The 14,745-nt window shown below is 67.2% G+C and carries 17 protein-coding genes, 3 pseudogenes and 1 riboswitch; of the genes and pseudogenes, 12 read left to right on the plus strand and 8 right to left on the minus strand.

Annotation, left to right across the window (positions count from 1 at the left end):
• Window positions 1-35: 35 nt before the first annotated feature.
• Together OVA06_RS07790 and OVA06_RS07795 are read right to left on the minus strand one after the other, a co-directional pair.
• Complete coding sequence (locus tag OVA06_RS07790) at window positions 36-881, minus strand: C40 family peptidase (protein ID WP_268157442.1); 846 nt, start codon at window positions 879-881, stop codon at window positions 36-38.
• Window positions 882-884: 3 nt separating this feature from the next.
• Window positions 885-1,057, minus strand: a riboswitch (cyclic di-AMP (ydaO/yuaA leader).
• 185 nt (window positions 1,058-1,242) lie between these two features.
• Window positions 1,243-2,121, minus strand: coding sequence for a hypothetical protein (locus OVA06_RS07795; protein ID WP_268157444.1), 879 nt, complete (start codon window positions 2,119-2,121; stop codon window positions 1,243-1,245).
• A 179-nt stretch (window positions 2,122-2,300) separates the two neighbouring features.
• On the opposite strand from OVA06_RS07795, the gene OVA06_RS07800 reads away from it, so the two are divergent.
• From OVA06_RS07800 to OVA06_RS07815, 4 genes and pseudogenes are all read left to right on the plus strand, one after another.
• Entirely contained in the window at window positions 2,301-3,644 is a 1,344-nt protein-coding gene (locus OVA06_RS07800) for a lytic transglycosylase domain-containing protein (RefSeq protein ID WP_268157446.1), read from the plus strand.
• 20 nt (window positions 3,645-3,664) lie between these two features.
• A complete protein-coding gene (locus OVA06_RS07805) occupies window positions 3,665-4,021 on the plus strand; it encodes a TraR/DksA family transcriptional regulator (protein WP_268157448.1) in 357 nt (118 codons plus the stop codon).
• Window positions 4,018-4,549: pseudogene (locus OVA06_RS07810) on the plus strand (DNA alkylation repair protein). The gene OVA06_RS07805 and the pseudogene OVA06_RS07810 overlap by 4 nt, the downstream one beginning before the upstream one ends.
• A gap of 2 nt (window positions 4,550-4,551) precedes the next feature.
• Window positions 4,552-4,992 (plus strand): DUF1810 domain-containing protein, encoded by a 441-nt coding sequence (locus OVA06_RS07815; protein WP_268157449.1) that lies wholly within the window; start codon window positions 4,552-4,554, stop codon window positions 4,990-4,992.
• A 3-nt stretch (window positions 4,993-4,995) separates the two neighbouring features.
• Here the strand turns inward: OVA06_RS07815 and OVA06_RS07820 are convergent, their stop codons facing one another.
• A complete protein-coding gene (locus OVA06_RS07820; RefSeq protein ID WP_268157451.1) occupies window positions 4,996-5,889 on the minus strand; it encodes a glucose 1-dehydrogenase in 894 nt (297 codons plus the stop codon).
• A gap of 91 nt (window positions 5,890-5,980) precedes the next feature.
• Complete coding sequence (locus OVA06_RS07825) at window positions 5,981-6,487, minus strand: metallophosphoesterase family protein (RefSeq protein WP_156368386.1); 507 nt, start codon at window positions 6,485-6,487, stop codon at window positions 5,981-5,983.
• A gap of 73 nt (window positions 6,488-6,560) precedes the next feature.
• Between OVA06_RS07825 and OVA06_RS07830 the strand changes: the two genes are divergently transcribed.
• Window positions 6,561-6,752 (plus strand): DUF1918 domain-containing protein, encoded by a 192-nt coding sequence (locus OVA06_RS07830; RefSeq protein ID WP_015937249.1) that lies wholly within the window; start codon window positions 6,561-6,563, stop codon window positions 6,750-6,752.
• Between the two features lie 49 nt (window positions 6,753-6,801).
• A complete protein-coding gene (locus OVA06_RS07835; RefSeq protein WP_056079532.1) occupies window positions 6,802-7,299 on the plus strand; it encodes an NUDIX domain-containing protein in 498 nt (165 codons plus the stop codon).
• Here the strand turns inward: OVA06_RS07835 and OVA06_RS07840 are convergent.
• On the minus strand, window positions 7,296-7,973 hold the full coding sequence (locus tag OVA06_RS07840; protein ID WP_045732507.1) for an endonuclease/exonuclease/phosphatase family protein: 678 nt from the start codon (window positions 7,971-7,973) through the stop codon (window positions 7,296-7,298). The two genes, OVA06_RS07835 and OVA06_RS07840, sit on opposite strands and share 4 nt — an antisense overlap.
• 159 nt (window positions 7,974-8,132) lie before the next feature.
• Here OVA06_RS07840 and OVA06_RS07845 point away from each other — a divergent pair, with 159 nt between their 5' ends.
• The 4 genes and pseudogenes from OVA06_RS07845 (at window position 8,133) to OVA06_RS07860 (ending at window position 12,157) form a co-directional block, all read left to right on the plus strand.
• Window positions 8,133-8,936, plus strand: a complete 804-nt coding sequence (locus tag OVA06_RS07845) for a thioesterase family protein (protein WP_056079530.1) — start codon at window positions 8,133-8,135, stop codon at window positions 8,934-8,936.
• Between the two features lie 87 nt (window positions 8,937-9,023).
• Window positions 9,024-9,567, plus strand: a pseudogene (locus tag OVA06_RS07850) (PadR family transcriptional regulator).
• A gap of 5 nt (window positions 9,568-9,572) precedes the next feature.
• Window positions 9,573-11,285, plus strand: coding sequence for an ABC1 kinase family protein (locus OVA06_RS07855; RefSeq protein WP_268157459.1), 1,713 nt, complete (start codon window positions 9,573-9,575; stop codon window positions 11,283-11,285).
• Between the two features lie 128 nt (window positions 11,286-11,413).
• Window positions 11,414-12,157, plus strand: coding sequence for a lipoate--protein ligase family protein (locus OVA06_RS07860; RefSeq protein ID WP_268157461.1), 744 nt, complete (start codon window positions 11,414-11,416; stop codon window positions 12,155-12,157).
• A 76-nt stretch (window positions 12,158-12,233) separates the two neighbouring features.
• On the opposite strand, the gene OVA06_RS07865 is transcribed toward OVA06_RS07860, so the two are convergent.
• Window positions 12,234-12,491, minus strand: coding sequence for a mycoredoxin (locus OVA06_RS07865; RefSeq protein ID WP_015937242.1), 258 nt, complete (start codon window positions 12,489-12,491; stop codon window positions 12,234-12,236).
• Between the two features lie 149 nt (window positions 12,492-12,640).
• Here OVA06_RS07865 and OVA06_RS07870 point away from each other — a divergent pair.
• A pseudogene (locus OVA06_RS07870) lies at window positions 12,641-13,385 on the plus strand (SOS response-associated peptidase).
• Between the two features lie 24 nt (window positions 13,386-13,409).
• Here the strand turns inward: OVA06_RS07870 and OVA06_RS07875 are convergent.
• Window positions 13,410-13,832 (minus strand): VOC family protein, encoded by a 423-nt coding sequence (locus tag OVA06_RS07875; RefSeq protein ID WP_056079514.1) that lies wholly within the window; start codon window positions 13,830-13,832, stop codon window positions 13,410-13,412.
• 19 nt (window positions 13,833-13,851) lie between these two features.
• On the opposite strand from OVA06_RS07875, the gene OVA06_RS07880 reads away from it, so the two are divergent.
• Window positions 13,852-14,175, plus strand: a complete 324-nt coding sequence (locus tag OVA06_RS07880; RefSeq protein ID WP_056079511.1) for a chorismate mutase — start codon at window positions 13,852-13,854, stop codon at window positions 14,173-14,175.
• 50 nt (window positions 14,176-14,225) lie between these two features.
• Here the strand turns inward: OVA06_RS07880 and OVA06_RS07885 are convergent, their stop codons facing one another.
• The gene (locus tag OVA06_RS07885) at window positions 14,226-14,615 is read right to left on the minus strand and encodes a hypothetical protein (RefSeq protein ID WP_015937238.1); all 390 of its coding nucleotides are present in this window, start codon (window positions 14,613-14,615) and stop codon (window positions 14,226-14,228) included.
• Window positions 14,616-14,745 lie beyond the last annotated feature (130 nt).

Below are 14,745 nucleotides of genomic sequence, written 5' to 3' on the forward strand. Positions count from 1 at the left end.
CAGCTCTATGCGCTGAAAGCTACGTGCTCAGCAGGCTATGCGACCCGTACGTACGAGGCTGCACCAACCCAGCTGACGGAGTGCACCTGGGTCTGGCTGCCGTTGACGCCGCCGCTGACCATCTGGCCGTCACCGGCGTACACGCCGACGTGGCCTGCCGAGATGACGAGGTCACCCGGGGCGGGTGCGCCCACTACGGTGCCGTACTGGTAGAACTGGCCGGGAGCCAGGTCACCAACGGACTTGCCGACGGCGCGCAGGGCCTTCTCCACCATGGCGGTGCAGTCCTGGGTGACGCCCACCTGGCCGTACGCGTTGGCCAGGATGGCGGCGCCGGTGCCCGAGCCGGTGGCCGCAGGCGTTGCAGAGGCGTAACCGAGGTTCATGCCGGTGTTGGCGGGAGCGGCGCTTGCGGTCTGGACAGGTGCCGCGGCCGGAGCAACGGCCGGAGCGGCCGGTGCTGCGTAGCCGGCGCCCGGGATCGCAATCTGGTCGCCCGGGTAGATGATCGAGGAAACGTCGAGGCCGTTGGCTGCCAGGACGTCGTTGAGGCCAACCCCGTAAGCGGACGCAATGGCGCCGAGGGTGTCGCCGGAAGCAACCGTGTGGACGTTGCCGGCAGCCGCGGCGGGTGCAGCCGCTACGGGTGCGGCAGGTGCCGAGTATGCCTGGACATTATTGGTTTCGGTGCTGTCCGGGCCGGTCACGCCTGCATGTGCCGGAGCTCCGACGCCGAACGCAATGCCCGATGCTGCGGCTACCGCCAGTGCCGGGCGTCCGAAGGTCCGGGCCTGGGCCTTGGCCGTCACGGCCAGGCCCTGCAGCGCGATGGAGCCGGCCGGAGTAGCGCGGTGACGGGCGGTGATGAAATTTTTTGACACGGTTGATCGCCTCTCCCATGCCTGCGGGGTGAGCTGTCGGGTTCGGGCTGGAGATGCCCGGCCGGTAGCGCACTTCGTCAGGGACGGAAGGCGATATCGACTTAACCCCAAGGCTTCGGTGAAGCCGCGGAAACTTGGTTCCCCCGTCCCTGCCAGCTGGAAAGCGATTGAATCCCGGTTCAGCGGCAGGGCTCGGCAAGCTGAGGGGAATGTCCCGCTTGGGAGGGACACGTGTATGACCATAACCCGACGTTCACCGGATTGTCACATTTGAATAACATGCGAGGCAGTCCTCTCGGATGAAGGCCTCCTCCGCAGGGCCTTCCGGAACGCCGCGGTGACCTCGGATGATGCGCGGGTCCTAGCCGTTTTGGCATGCCAACGTAACAAAGTCATAAAGTTGCGCACGCAACAGCCCGCCGGCTGCCACTTTCAGGACACCTTCCCGCGCTCCGGCGGTAACGGTGAGGGGCAGCAGGGTTCCCACTTTGTCGTCCGCGACGGCGTGCGGATCGCACCGGGCGGGACGCACCCGCAGGGCCAGGACCGTTTCGGGTTCCCCCGGCCGGACCGCCACGTCCCGCGGCCACGGCTCAACCCCGTCCTCCGCCAGCAGGGGCGTGCCGCCCACGCTGTGCAGCGTGAGGGACGGCGTCCCGGCGGGGGCCATCTGCCGTGGGCTGATGCGGAGGCGGACGACGGCGGTGCGGCCGTCCGCCGCCACCTCAAGGTGCTGGTCCAGGGCCAGCCCGGCCACCTTCGCGGCGTCCGCGGCCAGGCAGAGCTCGGAATTGTTGCGCGGCAGCACGCCGAAGGGATCCGGGGCCGGGAGGGTCAGTGCTGCCGGTTGCCGTCCGGCCGTAGCGACGGAAACCGTGGCGCTGGCCTGCGACGATGCCGTTGCCGGCTCGGCACAGGCCGGAGGTGGGAGCTGTGCGGGCACGCTCTTGGGTTGGTGCGGCGGAAGCTCCAGGCCGCCCGCCGGTGGCGTCCACTCGATGTCCCCGTCGAACAGCGGGGAACTGACGCGCGCCGCGTCCACAGTCACGGGACTGTCCGTGGTGTTGGTGAGCTGGAGCAGGATGGCGTGCTGCCCGTACTGGTCGCGGGACTGGTTTAGCTCGATGGTGACCGGTCCGGGCGCCGCGGAAGCGGGGGACGCCGCCGGGGCGGGCTGCTGTGGGGTGCGGGCCGAAACCGCCAGCACTGCTGCGGTCAGCAACGGCAGCAAGCAGCGCACGGTTACCGGTTTTGCTGTCCGTCCGGGGGCAGGGGGCCGGCGGGCTGGTGTGGCGCTTGGTGTGCTGGCGCCGGCCATGGGCACAGTCTAGGGCTGCGGCGTGCCTTCCGTCTCTGCTGGATAACGATCCGCAGCAGCAAGCCCTCAACCTGTGGTTGAGGCCGGTAGGCTACGGGACTATGCCCCTGTTCGTTACCAAACTGAAGTCGCCGGTGCTCGGGGGACTCCTGGTGTTTGCACTGCTGGGACCGGCAGCCCTTGCGCCGGCGTCGGCCTCGGGGCGCGCGCCGGAGGGGTACCCCTCCTGGGAGGACGTCCGGAAGGCCAGGAAATCTGAAGCGGGCGCAGCGGCGGAAATCACCCGGATCGGCAGCCTCCTCGCCGGTTTGCAGGCGGATTCAGAAGCGCTCGGTGGGGCGGCCGTTGCCGCTGCGGCGGATTACGCCGCTGCCGAGGCGGCACTCACTGCAGCCAACAGCCGGGTCGATGCGTTGGCTGCGCAGTCAGCAGCAGCCAACGGGGAACTCCGGCAGCACCGCAGGGAAATCGGCGCCCTTGCCGTGCAGTCGTACAAGACGGGTGCAACCACGGCCGGATTCTTCATCGCCCTGGACGCCCTTGAGTCCGGCAGCGTCCACGGACTCAACATGGTGGAGCTGGTGGGCGCGAAGACAGCCGGCCTGGTGGACCGGGCGGCATCCGCCGCAAGAGTGGCATCGTCCCTGGGTGAGCAGGAGAAAGCCGCGCGGTCCGAGCGGGAAAACCTGTCCAGGGAGGCCGGAGCCAGGCTTGCCGGGGCCAGGTCGGCGCAGGATGCGGTGGCCCGCCACATCGCTGAAGAGCAGCAGCACGGTGGCCAGCTCACGGCCCAGCTGGCCTCGCTCAAGGGAACAACCGCGGCCGTGGAGGGGGAGTTCCGGCAGGGACAGGCCGCCCTCGCCGCATATGAGGCCTCGCAGTCAGCAAAGCGGGCCGCTGCACAGGAACAGGCGCAACGGGAGTCGGACCGGGCAGCGAAGGCCGCAGCAGACGCCCGCGTGGAGGGACCACGGCCCGCGCCCGCGGGCCCGGTCGACCCCGCTCCGGCGGACCCGATCCCGGCGGGCCCAGTCCCGGTGAACCCCGCACCGGCGGCCCCGGCCCCGGCCCCCGGACCGCCGGTCCGGCCGGTGCCGCCGCCCGTCGTCGTACCTTCTGTTCCCGGTGGTGCTGTCAACGATCCTGCCGGAGCGAAGAGCTACGCCGCCGGACGCCTGGGCGCCTACGGCTGGGGCCAGGACCAGTTCCTGTGCCTGGCGCAGCTATGGACCAAGGAGTCGAACTGGCAGACCACGGCCACCAACCCCTACTCGGGCGCCTATGGGATCCCCCAGGCATTGCCGCCGGGGAAGTATGCAAGCGCCGGCAGTGACTGGCTGACCAGTTACCGGACCCAGGTTGAGTGGGGGCTGGGTTACATCCGCGACAGGTACGGCTCGCCCTGCGGCGCCTGGAGCCACTCAATGGCGAACAACTGGTACTGACGCAGGACTAGGCTTTTCCCATGGCTGACTACGAACGCTTCCGGCTGCTGCTCGAAGAGGAACGGCAGCTGAAACTGGCCCTGCTGCCGGCGTTGCGGGCGGACATCGCCGCAGCCAACTCCGCCCGCCAGGGAGCCAACGCGGACGACGAACACGATCCCGAGGGTGCCACCATCGCCTTCGAGCTGTCCCAGGCCTCGGCGCTGCTGAACCAGAGCTCAGCCGGCCTGGACCAGGTGGAAGCAGCCCTCGACCGGATCGCCGCCGGAACCTATGGCAGCTGCGCCGTATGCGGCCGGCCCATCGCCGAAGGCAGGCTCGAAGCCCGGCCCTGGACGCCATACTGCATCGACCACGCAGCCGCGGGGCACTTGTGACCACCGGTTCGGACGCCGTCGCCGAGGCGGCCGGTTTCATCGACCGCACGCTGCAGAACGAGGGCGCGTGGTACCGCGCGGACGACGTCGGCAGCAGGTTTGGCGGCGCCCTGGGCTCCTACGGTTCATCAGTGGGCGCGGTCCGCGGAACCATCCGCGACGCCCTCCGCAAGTTCAAGGACCTGGACCCACGATGCCGTGGTCCAGCTTGCCTCGGCACTGTGGGGCCAGCCGAAACCGGGCGCCCGTCCGGTCTTCGAACGCCGCCAGGCGGCGGTGGTGCTGCTACAGTCGCGGGTGGCCCTGCTGCGGCACTCGGATCTGACCCGCGTTGAGGGTTTCCTCCGGTCCGCGCACGCAACGGAACTGGCCGATCCGCTCGTCACCGACGTCCTGCGCCCGCTCCTGGACAGGCTGGAGCACCGCAACCGGCAGCGCGCAGAAACCGTCCTGGCCCGATGGGGTGCCGACCCGGACACCCACCTGCGGGCGGCAGCAGCAACACTGTCCCACCAAATAGGAGAATGACGATGGACGATCCCTTTAACCTCGAGCGTTTCGTTGCAGCCCAGGACGGCGGAACATACGACCAGGCGCTGGCCGAGCTCCAGCTCGGAAACAAGACAGGCCACTGGATGTGGTTCATCTTTCCCCAGATCGCAGGCCTGGGGCAGAGCGCAACATCCCGCAAATACGCCATTGACTCCCTGGCGGAGGCGCGTGCCTATCTGGAACATGACGTGCTGGGCCCGCGCCTGCTCGAGTCTGCGCAGGCACTGACCCACCACGCCGGGCGCTCCGCAGAGGACATCCTGGGTGGCATTGACGCCCGCAAGCTGCAGTCGTCCATGACCCTGTTCCTTCGCGCCGCGCCCGGCGAAACGGTGTTCAAAACGGTTCTCGCCCAGTTCTTCGACGGCCAGCCGGACGGGTCCACCGATTCACTGCTGGCCGACCGGGACGGGGAATAACCGCTATGGCGTGGGGCTGCCGCCGTTGACGTTCAGTGTCTCGCCCACCACGTAGCTGGATTCCGGCGACGCGAGGAACACGTACGCCGGTGCCAGTTCGGCCGGCTGCCCGGCACGGCCCAGGGGAGTGGACTGGCCGAACTCCGGCAGTTCCTCCTTGGGCTGTCCGCTGCTCACCTGCAGCGGCGTCCAGATGGGGCCCGGCGCCACGGCGTTGACCCTGATGCCCTTGGGCGCCAGCTGCTGGGCCAGGCCCTTGGTGAAGTTGTTGATGCTGGCCTTGGTGGTGGCGTAGTCCACCAGCGTGGGCGAGGGGTTGTACGCCTGGATGGACGTGGTGTTGATAATGGTTGAACCGGCCGGCATGTGCGGCAGGGCCGCTTTGGTCAGCCAGAACATGGCGTAAACGTTGGTTTTGACCGTGTGGTCGAACTGTTCGTCGGTGATGTCCGCCAGGTCTTCCTGGGCCACCTGCTTGCCGGCGTTGTTCACCAGGATGTCCACACTGCCCAGGACGGCCACGGCAGTATCCACCACTTCGCGGCAGACCTCAGGATCCTTGAGGTCGCCCGGCACCTTGATGGCCTTGCGCCCGGCTGCCTCGATGATGCCCGCGATCCTGGCCGCGTCCTCTTCCTCCTGCGGCAGGTAGGACAAAACAACATCGGCTCCCTCGCGGGCGAAGGCGATAGCTGTTGCCGCCCCGATACCGGAATCGGCGCCGGTCACAATCGCCTTGCGGCCTTCGAGCCGCCCCGTGCCGCGGTACGTTTCCTCGCCGAGGTCGGCCTTGGGAGTCAGTTCGGCGTCCAGCCCGGGCTCCGGCTGGTGCTGCTTGGGAGGGGAGATGTGCTCGTAGGCGGTGACCGGATCGCGGAATGTGTACTGGTCTGTCATGGTTTCCTCCTGCTGGTACGGCTGGATTCTTCGAAGCTAAGCATGCTTACGTTTCCAGCCTAGGCATGCGGAGGCCGGCTGCCAAGCCGGGCTACCCGCGCTGTACCTCCACCAGTTGCAACCCGGTGAGCCGGCTGCCGTCAACCACGGCCGTCATGTAGGTGCACGCGGGCTGCCGCCGGCGGTCCGTGGGCGAGCCCGGGTTCAGCAGCCGCAGGCCCCGTGGCGACGTGGTGTCCCACGGGATGTGGCTGTGCCCGAAGACCAGGACATCCGCGTCCGGATAGAGCGCCTCGCAGCGCAGTTCACGGCCCTTGGCCTGGCCTGTCTCGTGCACCATCGCAAAGCGGATGCCGTCCAGGGTGACGGCTGCCGTTTCGGGCAGCCGGGCGCGGAGGTCGGGGCCGTCGTTATTGCCGTAGACGCCCACCATCCGCCGCGAGCGCTGCTCAAATTCGTCAAGCAGGAAGGTGTCCACCCAGTCTCCGGCGTGGAAGACCACGTCAGCCCGTTCGACGGCGGACCACACCTGGGTGGGCAGTTCCCGGGCGCGTTTGGGGACGTGGGTATCGGCGATCAGGAGGATGTTCAGCGGCATGGGGAAATCCTGCCACGGGGACCTGTTCGGTCCCGCCCGGGAGTCGTAATCTGGGGGCTTGGAGGTGAGTGCCATGGAGGCTGCGCAGGGTGACCGCATCATTGTGCACGGAAGGACTGTGGGTGCCACGGACCGTCACGGAGTGATCCTGGAAGTCCGGGGCGAAGGCGGGGCGCCGCCTTATGTGGTCCGCTTCGATGACGGCCATGAAACCGTCATGTACCCCGGCGGCGATTTCGCCGTCGACCACGGACACGCCAACTGACCCGTCCGCCGGCCGCCCTCCGGCGCAGCGGACCTGTCAGACTGGGACGATGGACCACGCATCCGTCGCCGCATCGTCGATTCCGCCTGTCCGCACCGGCCCCCGCAACCCGGGCGACGCCTGGGTGGAAGGGGACCACGGCCGCTTCTGGGGCCGGTTCGGCGCTGCCGGCGTCCTGGCCTGGGACCCGGCCAAGGGTGTGCTGCTGCAGCACCGCGCCGTATGGAGCCACAACGGGGGAACCTGGGGGTTGCCTGGCGGCGCCCTGCACGAGGGCGAGGACGCGGTGTCCGGGGCGCTCCGCGAAGCCCATGAGGAGGCTGCCGTCCCGGCCGAACACGTGGACGTGCTGTTTACATCGGTCCTGGACCTCGGCTACTGGTCCTACACCACGGTGGTGGTCAAGGTCCTCGAGCCTTTCGAGCCTGTGATCAGCGACCCCGAAAGCATCGAACTGCTGTGGGTGCCGCTGCCCGGGGTGGCTGACAAGGAGCTGCATCCCGGCTTTGGCGCGGCCTGGCCCGGCCTCCGGGAGCGGCTGGCCTAGAAGTCCTTGCCGTATTCGGCGTGGACCAGGATGGGCAGATGGTCCGACTTGCCCCGGGGCAGCGTCTCGACGCTGGTGATGTCCAGTCCCAGGGACGTGGCGAAATCGAAGTGCCCCTTGAAGACCTTGTAGCGGGTGTATGTGCGCCGGTTGCTGAGGGACAGGGCGTAGCCGGAGTTCTTCATGTGCAGATGCAGGTTCTTGGTGAAGAACGGGTAGTTGAAGTCTCCCACCATCAGCGTCATCAGGCCCTTGCCCATGCTCAGCAATTCGGCGTGGGCGGCGTGGATCTGCTTGCGGCGCAACGAATTCGACGCGGTGAGCGGGGCGGCGTGGAAAGACCCGATGACCAGTTCGTGCTGCGTTTCGTTGTCCATCACACGCGTTCCGATCAGCCGTTCATGGGCCGGCGCCAGGACCCTGTCATGCATCGATTTCTGCAGCGCGAAGGACTGCGTATCCAGGGCCGTGAAGCGGCTGGTCCGGTAATAGATTGCCAGCCCCAGCCGGTTCCCCTTGGTGGCGTCCGCCAGATGGAGCGGGCCCAGGGTTTCCGGCAGGTCCGCCGCATCAACTTCCTGCAGGCACAGCGCATCGATGTCATGATTCCGGGCGAGGGCGAGCAGTTCGCCGCTCGCTGCGTGCTTGCGGAGGTTGTAGCTGATGACGCGCATGAAACACCTCTTCCGAGGGTTGCTGACAGGACCAGTTCCTGAGTCTAGTCCGCGGCCGGACCCTGCGCTCAAACATTTCGACGCGACCCGCTGGCCACGATGCTGCGGGGGCCGGATAGAGTTAGTGGCAATTCACTGGGATTTCCTGAAAGGCCACAGTTGACTGACGAGCTCCCCGAACTGGCCGAAGGCACCGCCTATTACCAGGCGCTTGGCGGCGGTCATTTCCGCTCCACCATCCACGCCCAAGGCGCCTGGAACACGCACGAGCAGCACATGGCCCCGGCCTCCGGCCTGCTGGCGGACGCCCTGGAGCGGCTCCAGCCGCGGCCCGGGATGAGGATGGCGCGGCTGAGCTACGAGATCCTGGGCCTGATTCCCGGCGGGGAATTCCACATCGAGGCCACGGTGCTGCGGCCCGGCAAGACCATCGAGCTGCTCCAGGCCGAACTCGTGGCCCAGGGCAGGACTGCCATCCGGGCCACTGCCTGGCGGATGATCACCAGCGACACCTCAGCGGTTGCCGCCGTTGAAGACGCCGCCATCCCCGGCCCGGATGACTGCAAGCCCTACGACGGGTCCGCCATCTGGCCCGGCGGCTACATCCGGTCCCTGGAGATGCGGGTGGCGGAAGGACACCGTCCCGGCGCGGGGAAGGTCTGGCTTCGCACAGCGCATCCGCTGACCGACCGCGAAGACAGCGGAGATCTTGCCCGCCTCATGGGACTGGTGGACACTGCCAACGGCATTGCCGCACGGGTCCCGCCGGGACCGGACAGCTACGCTTTCCCCAACCTGGACCTGCAGGTCCACATGTACCGCCGCCCCGAGGGGGAGTGGCTGGGCCTTGACAACGCCGTATCGTTCGGCCGGGACGGCATCGGCCTGACCTCAACGGTCCTGCATGACCTGCAGGGCCCGTTCGGCAGGGCTGAACAGATTCTCACCCTGCGCCAAACCTGAACGTCAGCCCCATGGCTGCCACGGACTTCCAGACGTATCGTTAACTGTGTCGTTGTATATCGTTCACGATCTCCAGAGGAGACCCCCATGCGTGGCTCATACCCGGGATATGGATTCGGCAGCAACAACATCGATGGCCTCTGGCAGGCCATCGAGGACTTCCGTTCCCGCTTCGAAAAGCCGGAAGGCACCAGGGCCGGCAAAGGCGAGGTGCGGGCGGCGGTGCTTGCCCTGCTGGCCGAGCGGCCCATGCACGGCTACCAGATCATCCGCGAGATTGAGGAGCGCAGCGGCGGCAGTTGGAAGCCCAGCGCCGGCTCTGTCTACCCCACCCTGCAGTTGCTCGCTGATGAGGGTGTGATCAGGGCCGAGGAATCCAACGGCCGGAAGATCTACTCCCTGACCGAATCCGGCCGGGACGAGGCGGCCGGCAGTGCCGCATCGAATCCCTGGGCAGGGGGCGGGGCCGCAATCCACAACCGGATTCGCTGCCCTTCCCAAGGCAGGCGTTGAACTGGCCCAGGCAGCGGCGCAAGTGGGACGGACCGGCACCCCGGAGCAGGTGAAGCAAGCCGTGTCAGTGCTGGACGAGGCACGCCGGCGGATGTACTCGATCCTCGCCCAGGACTGACGGGGGTGGCTTCCGGCCCTCGCCGGCAGGTGGGCCCGGCTGTACTCCCGGGCCATGTCCGTTCCCGCTACCGCCGCATCCTGCGCTTTGCCGCACGGCACCTGGCCGCCGTGTGGTGGTACGAGCTGCTGCTGCCCCGGATAGGGCTGGCCCGCGTTGCTGAGCGGACCCGTCCGGCCAGGATGCAGCGCTTCGCCCGCCGTTTCCATGCACTGGCTGTGGAGCTCGGCGGCCTCATGATCAAGGTGGGCCAGTTCCTGTCGTCCCGGCTTGATGTCCTCCCGCCGGAAATCACCGAGGAACTCCAAGGCCTGCAGGATGAGGTGCCACCTGTCGCGTTCCCGGCCATCCGGGCCCTTGCCTCCTCGGAGCTGGGCTTCCCCCTTGACGAGGTGTTCGCCATGTTCGAGGAGGAGCCCCTGGCCGCAGCCTCCCTCGGCCAGGCGCACCGGGCGCGGCTGCTGCCTGCCGACGCAGAGGTGGCCGGGGTCAAGGACGTGGTGGTCAAAGTGCAGCGTCCGGGCATTGAAGCGATCGTCGCCGGCGACCTCGCGGCCCTGCGGAAGGTGGGCGGCTGGCTCAGCCACTTCCGGATCGTGGCCGACCGCGCCGACATGCCGGCCCTGGTGGAGGAATTTGCGCAGACCAGCCTCGAGGAGATCGACTACCTTCACGAGGCTGCCAGTGCCGAGCGGTTCGCAGCGGACTTCGCAGGCGACGTTCGGGTCCACGTGCCACATCCCGCCTGGGAGCGGTGCACCCGCCGCGTGCTCACCCTGGAGGATGTCACAGCCATCAAGATCACGGACACGGACGCGCTCCGGGCGGCAGGCATCGATCCCGCAGAGGTGGCGCCGGTGTTCGCCTCGGTCATGTTTGACCAGCTGTTCACCAACGGCTTCTTCCACGCCGATCCGCACCCGGGCAACATTTTCGTCACGCCCGTCCAACCCGGTTCCGGCGGCCATCCCTGGAAACTGACTTTCATCGACTTCGGCATGATGGGCGAGGTAACCCCCTCCACGCGCAGCGGCCTGCGCAAGCTTTTGATCGCGGCCGCAGCCCGCGACGGCAAGGGACTGGTTGCTGCCATCCGCGGCGTCGGCGTGCTGGTGCCGTCGGCGGACACCGTGGAGCTGGAACGGGCCATGACGCACCTGTTTGCCCGGTTTGGCGGGATGGGCTTCGCAGAGCTCCGCGAGGTGGACCCCCGCGAATTCCGCGACTTCGCGGAGGAATTCGGCGAAGTTGTCCGCTCCCTGCCGTTCCAGCTTCCCGAGAACTTCCTGCTGATCATCCGGGCCATGTCCCTCACTTCGGGGGTGTGCAGCTCGCTGGATGAGCGCTTCAACCTGTGGGACTCGGTAGAGCCTTATGCTGCCCGCCTGCTGCGGGAAGAGGGCGGAAACATCGTTCAGGACGCCGCCCGGCAGGTGGCCGGGGCTGCGGGACTTGCGTTGCGGCTGCCGGAGAGGGTGGACGACCTGATCACCCGCATCGGTGAAGGGAACGTGTCTGTTGCCAACCCCCGGCTGGAGCGGCAGGTGGCAAGGCTGGACCGCACGGCCCGCCGGACGGCGTCGGCAGTGGTCTTCTCGGCGCTGCTCATCGCCGGGGCCGTGGTCCGGGCCGACGATTCCGTCCTCGGCACCGTCATGATGGCAGCGTCAGCGGTTCCGCTGCTCCACGGCGCCTGGGTGGGGCGGAGGGGGCGGTAGCCGGGCGCCTGGCCGGTGGGTCGGGCACCTGGCAGGGCGCACGACGGCGTACCCTAGGTTGGGCCCGTCCGGCACCGCCGCGGAAGGGTCAAGGAACAGCATCATGACGACCAAGGGAGCCCAGTGCCATGGCCCACCACCCTGACTCCGGAACCTTGACCGTGGTCCGGCAGGACGTCTCGCTCGGTGCCGCCCGTGACCTTGAGTTCGGCCTTGAGCTGCTCGCCAGGGCGCGCAACGGAAGTATTGGCCCCACCCTTCGGCTGTACCGCCCGGCGCCCACGGTGGCCTTCGGCCAGCGTGACACCCGGCTGCCCGGGTTTGGGGCCGCCGCCCGGGCATGCCGCGACAACGGCTTCGAACCCCTGGTCCGCCGGGCCGGCGGCCGCGCGGCCGCCTACCACCAGGGCACCCTGGTGGTAGACCACATCGAGCCCGATGGCGATGCCATCGCTGGTTCCAAAAGCCGCTTCGGCTACTTCGGAGAGCTCTTCGCAGACGCCCTGCGAATGGTGGGCGTGAACGCAGCCGTTGGGGAAATCCCGGGGGAATACTGCCCCGGCGAGTTCAGCGTGCACGGCACGGCCGCCACTGACGGGTCCCGCATCAAACTGGTAGGCACGGCGCAGCGGGTGGTGGCCGGCGGCTGGCTCTTCAGCTCGGTCATCGTGGTGGAGGACTCCGCACCAATCCGGAAGGTCCTGACCGACAGCTACGCTGCGCTCGGCCTCGACTGGGACCCCGCCACGGCCGGCGCGGCGGATGACCTTGTCCCCGGGCTGACGGTGAAAGCAGTCACCGATGCCCTGCTCGAAACGTACGCGGGCCATGCCACCCTGGCTTCGGCGCCGTTCGGCGGCCTGGGGGCATGACCCGCGTCTCCTGGATCGCCAGCCTTCAGGTGCGGCGGCGGGGGAGGAATGTCCCGGTTGGCTGCACCGTCCTGGACTAGGCCGCCAGGCGGTTCTTGACCTCTGCAGCGGACGGATTGGTGGCCGCCGTACCGTCCGGGAACAGGACAGTGGGCACGGTGCGGTTGCCGCCGTTGATCTGCTCCACGAGCTCGGCGGTACCTTCCACTTCCTCGATGTTGATTTCGGTGTAACCGATGCCTTGCGCGTCGAGCTGCTTCTTCAGCCGGTTGCAGTAGCCGCACCAGGTGGTGGAAAACATGGTGATGGTGCCGGTTTCGGGAGTGAAATCCACAGGGTTCTCCTCTGGGTTGGGTGAAGGTTTCGTTCGGGACAACGGTAGCGTGCCCACCGGTATTCCCCGGCGTCCGGCCGCGGAGCGGCTGCCCGGATGACAGTATGTGGCGCCGATGGCATGCTGGAGCCATGTGTGGACGCTACGTAATGGCACGCGCCGTGGGGGACCTCCTGGCAGAGTTCGACGCCGAACTGGAGGACGAGGTGAGCATTCCGCCGTCGTGGAATGTAGCCCCCACCGATGCCGTCCCCATCGTCCTGGAGCGGCTGATAGAGGACGGCACGGACGCCCGGCAGGTCCGCCAGCTGCACGTCGCCCGCTGGGGCCTGGTTCCCTCCTGGGCCAAGGACCCGGGCATCGGGTCCAAAATGATCAACGCCCGCAGTGAATCAGTGCTGGAAAAAGCCCGCATTCCGGAAGGCGGTCAGGGCACGGCGCTGCGCCGTACCCGCCGACGGCTACTACGAGTGGAAGCAGGGCCCTGGAAAGTCCAAGCAGCCGTATTATGTGCACCCCGGCGCAGGCAGGGGACTGGCCTTCGCCGGCCTTTACGAATGGTGGCGCGATCCGTCGGTACCGGCTGGCGAGCCCGGCCAGTGGGTGCTTTCCACGTCCATCCTTACGGCGGACACCCCGCCGCCGGGCTCCGAATCAACCGTGTTCGGGAAACTGACCGCCCTTCACGACCGGGTGCCGCTGCCCATGGACAGGGACACCATGCAGGCCTGGCTGGATCCCCAGGCTGACGACGCCGCCGCCCTGGTGGATATGGTGCGGTCCGCGGTCAAGGATGTGGCCGCCGACTGGCACGTGGAGTCCGTGGGCAAAGAGGTGGGCAACGTCCGCAACAACGGGCCGGAACTCATCCGGCCCGTGGAGGCCCTCTTTTAGCAGCCCTGACCGTCCTGGCGGAATTTAGACGGTGACCGTCCCGTCGTCGTCCACGGCCCAAGTGGGGTTGTACGCAACTTCCCAGCGGAACCCGTCCGGATCAGAGAAATACCCTGTGTAGCCGCCCCACGGCTGGGTGACCGGGTCGCCGGTGACTGTCGCGCCGGCGGCCTTCGCCTCGTCCAGGACCCGGTCCACCTCATCGGCGCCGTGCACATTATGGCTCAGGGTGATGCAGGGGACCGGGCCGGGAGCATCGACCCCGGCCTCGGCGTGCATCTGGCCCGCATCCCACAGGGAAAGCACCAGGCCGTGGTTGGCCTGGATAAAAACCACTTCGCCGGCAACCTCACGGTGAACAGGCCACCCGAGGCCATCGACATAAAAGGCCCGGGAGGCCGGAACACTGCGGACACCTAGCGAGATGAAGTCGACTCTGGGTTGCATGCTTCGATACTGTCAGAAGATGGCAACAATTCAAGGAAACGACCGGGATGCACTGGCCGACAAGGAACAGCTCGCCGCAGTCCGAATTGCCGTGGATGAGGTGGATGATCAAATCGTCACCCTTATTGCGCGCCGCGAACGCCTGATCAGGATCGCCGGCACCCTCAAGGGTGACGACGCCGAAGTCCGCGCCCCAGACCGCGTGGAGAAAATTATCCAGCATGTCCGCTCGGCAGCTAACAAGAAGGACATCGACCCGGACATAGTGGAAGCGACGTACCGGGCCATGATCTCCGGATTCATCGAACTGGAGCTGCGGGTCCACCACGAAGACAACGGCTGACCCTCCCGGGTCACATACCTTCCCCTGCAGCTGTAACGCTGCGGGGAGCCCTAGAGGTTTTCGTCCACCTTCACGCCGGACTGGAAGTCCCGGCCGTCAGCCTCGCTGAAGCCTGTCATCACATGGCCCTTGCCGAGGCCATTGATTGCTGCCATGGGAAAGTTACCTGTGATGGTGCTGCCTGAATGGCTGACGCCGCCCAGGTCATAGTTCTCCTCACAGTTCTGTTCGTGGTTAAACGAAAAGAAGGCTATGGCCTCCCCGTTCATGAATTCAATGCCCAGCCGGCGCTGGGATGAGTAGTCCGGACTCGCCGCCACGAGACCCACCACGTAGGCGCCGGAACCGGGAATGTTGCCGTCTATATCGAACGTGGCCACCAGCGTGGAGTCCTGTGCCTTGATGCTGACTTGTTTGAGGAGTGCGTCAGAGGTGCTCATGCACCCATCCTGCTCCCTGCCGAACTGTCAGTCCACCCCCTGAACCGCGATTCTATGCATTGGGTGGAGCCGGGCGTAGACTGGAATTATTCGAACACATATTCGAATCAATTTCCCAGTTTGCAGTACC

It is taken from the genome of Pseudarthrobacter sp. SL88 (assembly GCF_026672455.1).
Classification (GTDB): domain Bacteria; phylum Actinomycetota; class Actinomycetes; order Actinomycetales; family Micrococcaceae; genus Arthrobacter.

What these genes read in the sequence shown, in the direction of transcription:
- OVA06_RS07800 (WP_268157446.1), top strand. Translation starts at nt 2,301, where the DNA reads ATGCCCCTGTTCGTTACCAAACTGAAGTCGCCGGTGCTCGGGGGACTC.
- OVA06_RS07805 (WP_268157448.1), top strand. Translation starts at nt 3,665, where the DNA reads ATGGCTGACTACGAACGCTTCCGGCTGCTGCTCGAAGAGGAACGGCAG.
- OVA06_RS07815 (WP_268157449.1), top strand. Translation starts at nt 4,552, where the DNA reads ATGGACGATCCCTTTAACCTCGAGCGTTTCGTTGCAGCCCAGGACGGC.
- OVA06_RS07820 (WP_268157451.1), bottom strand. Translation starts at nt 5,889, where the DNA reads ATGACAGACCAGTACACATTCCGCGATCCGGTCACCGCCTACGAGCAC.
- OVA06_RS07825 (WP_156368386.1), bottom strand. Translation starts at nt 6,487, where the DNA reads ATGCCGCTGAACATCCTCCTGATCGCCGATACCCACGTCCCCAAACGC.
- OVA06_RS07830 (WP_015937249.1), top strand. Translation starts at nt 6,561, where the DNA reads ATGGAGGCTGCGCAGGGTGACCGCATCATTGTGCACGGAAGGACTGTG.
- OVA06_RS07835 (WP_056079532.1), top strand. Translation starts at nt 6,802, where the DNA reads ATGGACCACGCATCCGTCGCCGCATCGTCGATTCCGCCTGTCCGCACC.
- OVA06_RS07840 (WP_045732507.1), bottom strand. Translation starts at nt 7,973, where the DNA reads ATGCGCGTCATCAGCTACAACCTCCGCAAGCACGCAGCGAGCGGCGAA.
- OVA06_RS07860 (WP_268157461.1), top strand. Translation starts at nt 11,414, where the DNA reads ATGGCCCACCACCCTGACTCCGGAACCTTGACCGTGGTCCGGCAGGAC.
- OVA06_RS07875 (WP_056079514.1), bottom strand. Translation starts at nt 13,832, where the DNA reads ATGCAACCCAGAGTCGACTTCATCTCGCTAGGTGTCCGCAGTGTTCCG.
- OVA06_RS07880 (WP_056079511.1), top strand. Translation starts at nt 13,852, where the DNA reads ATGGCAACAATTCAAGGAAACGACCGGGATGCACTGGCCGACAAGGAA.
- OVA06_RS07885 (WP_015937238.1), bottom strand. Translation starts at nt 14,615, where the DNA reads ATGAGCACCTCTGACGCACTCCTCAAACAAGTCAGCATCAAGGCACAG.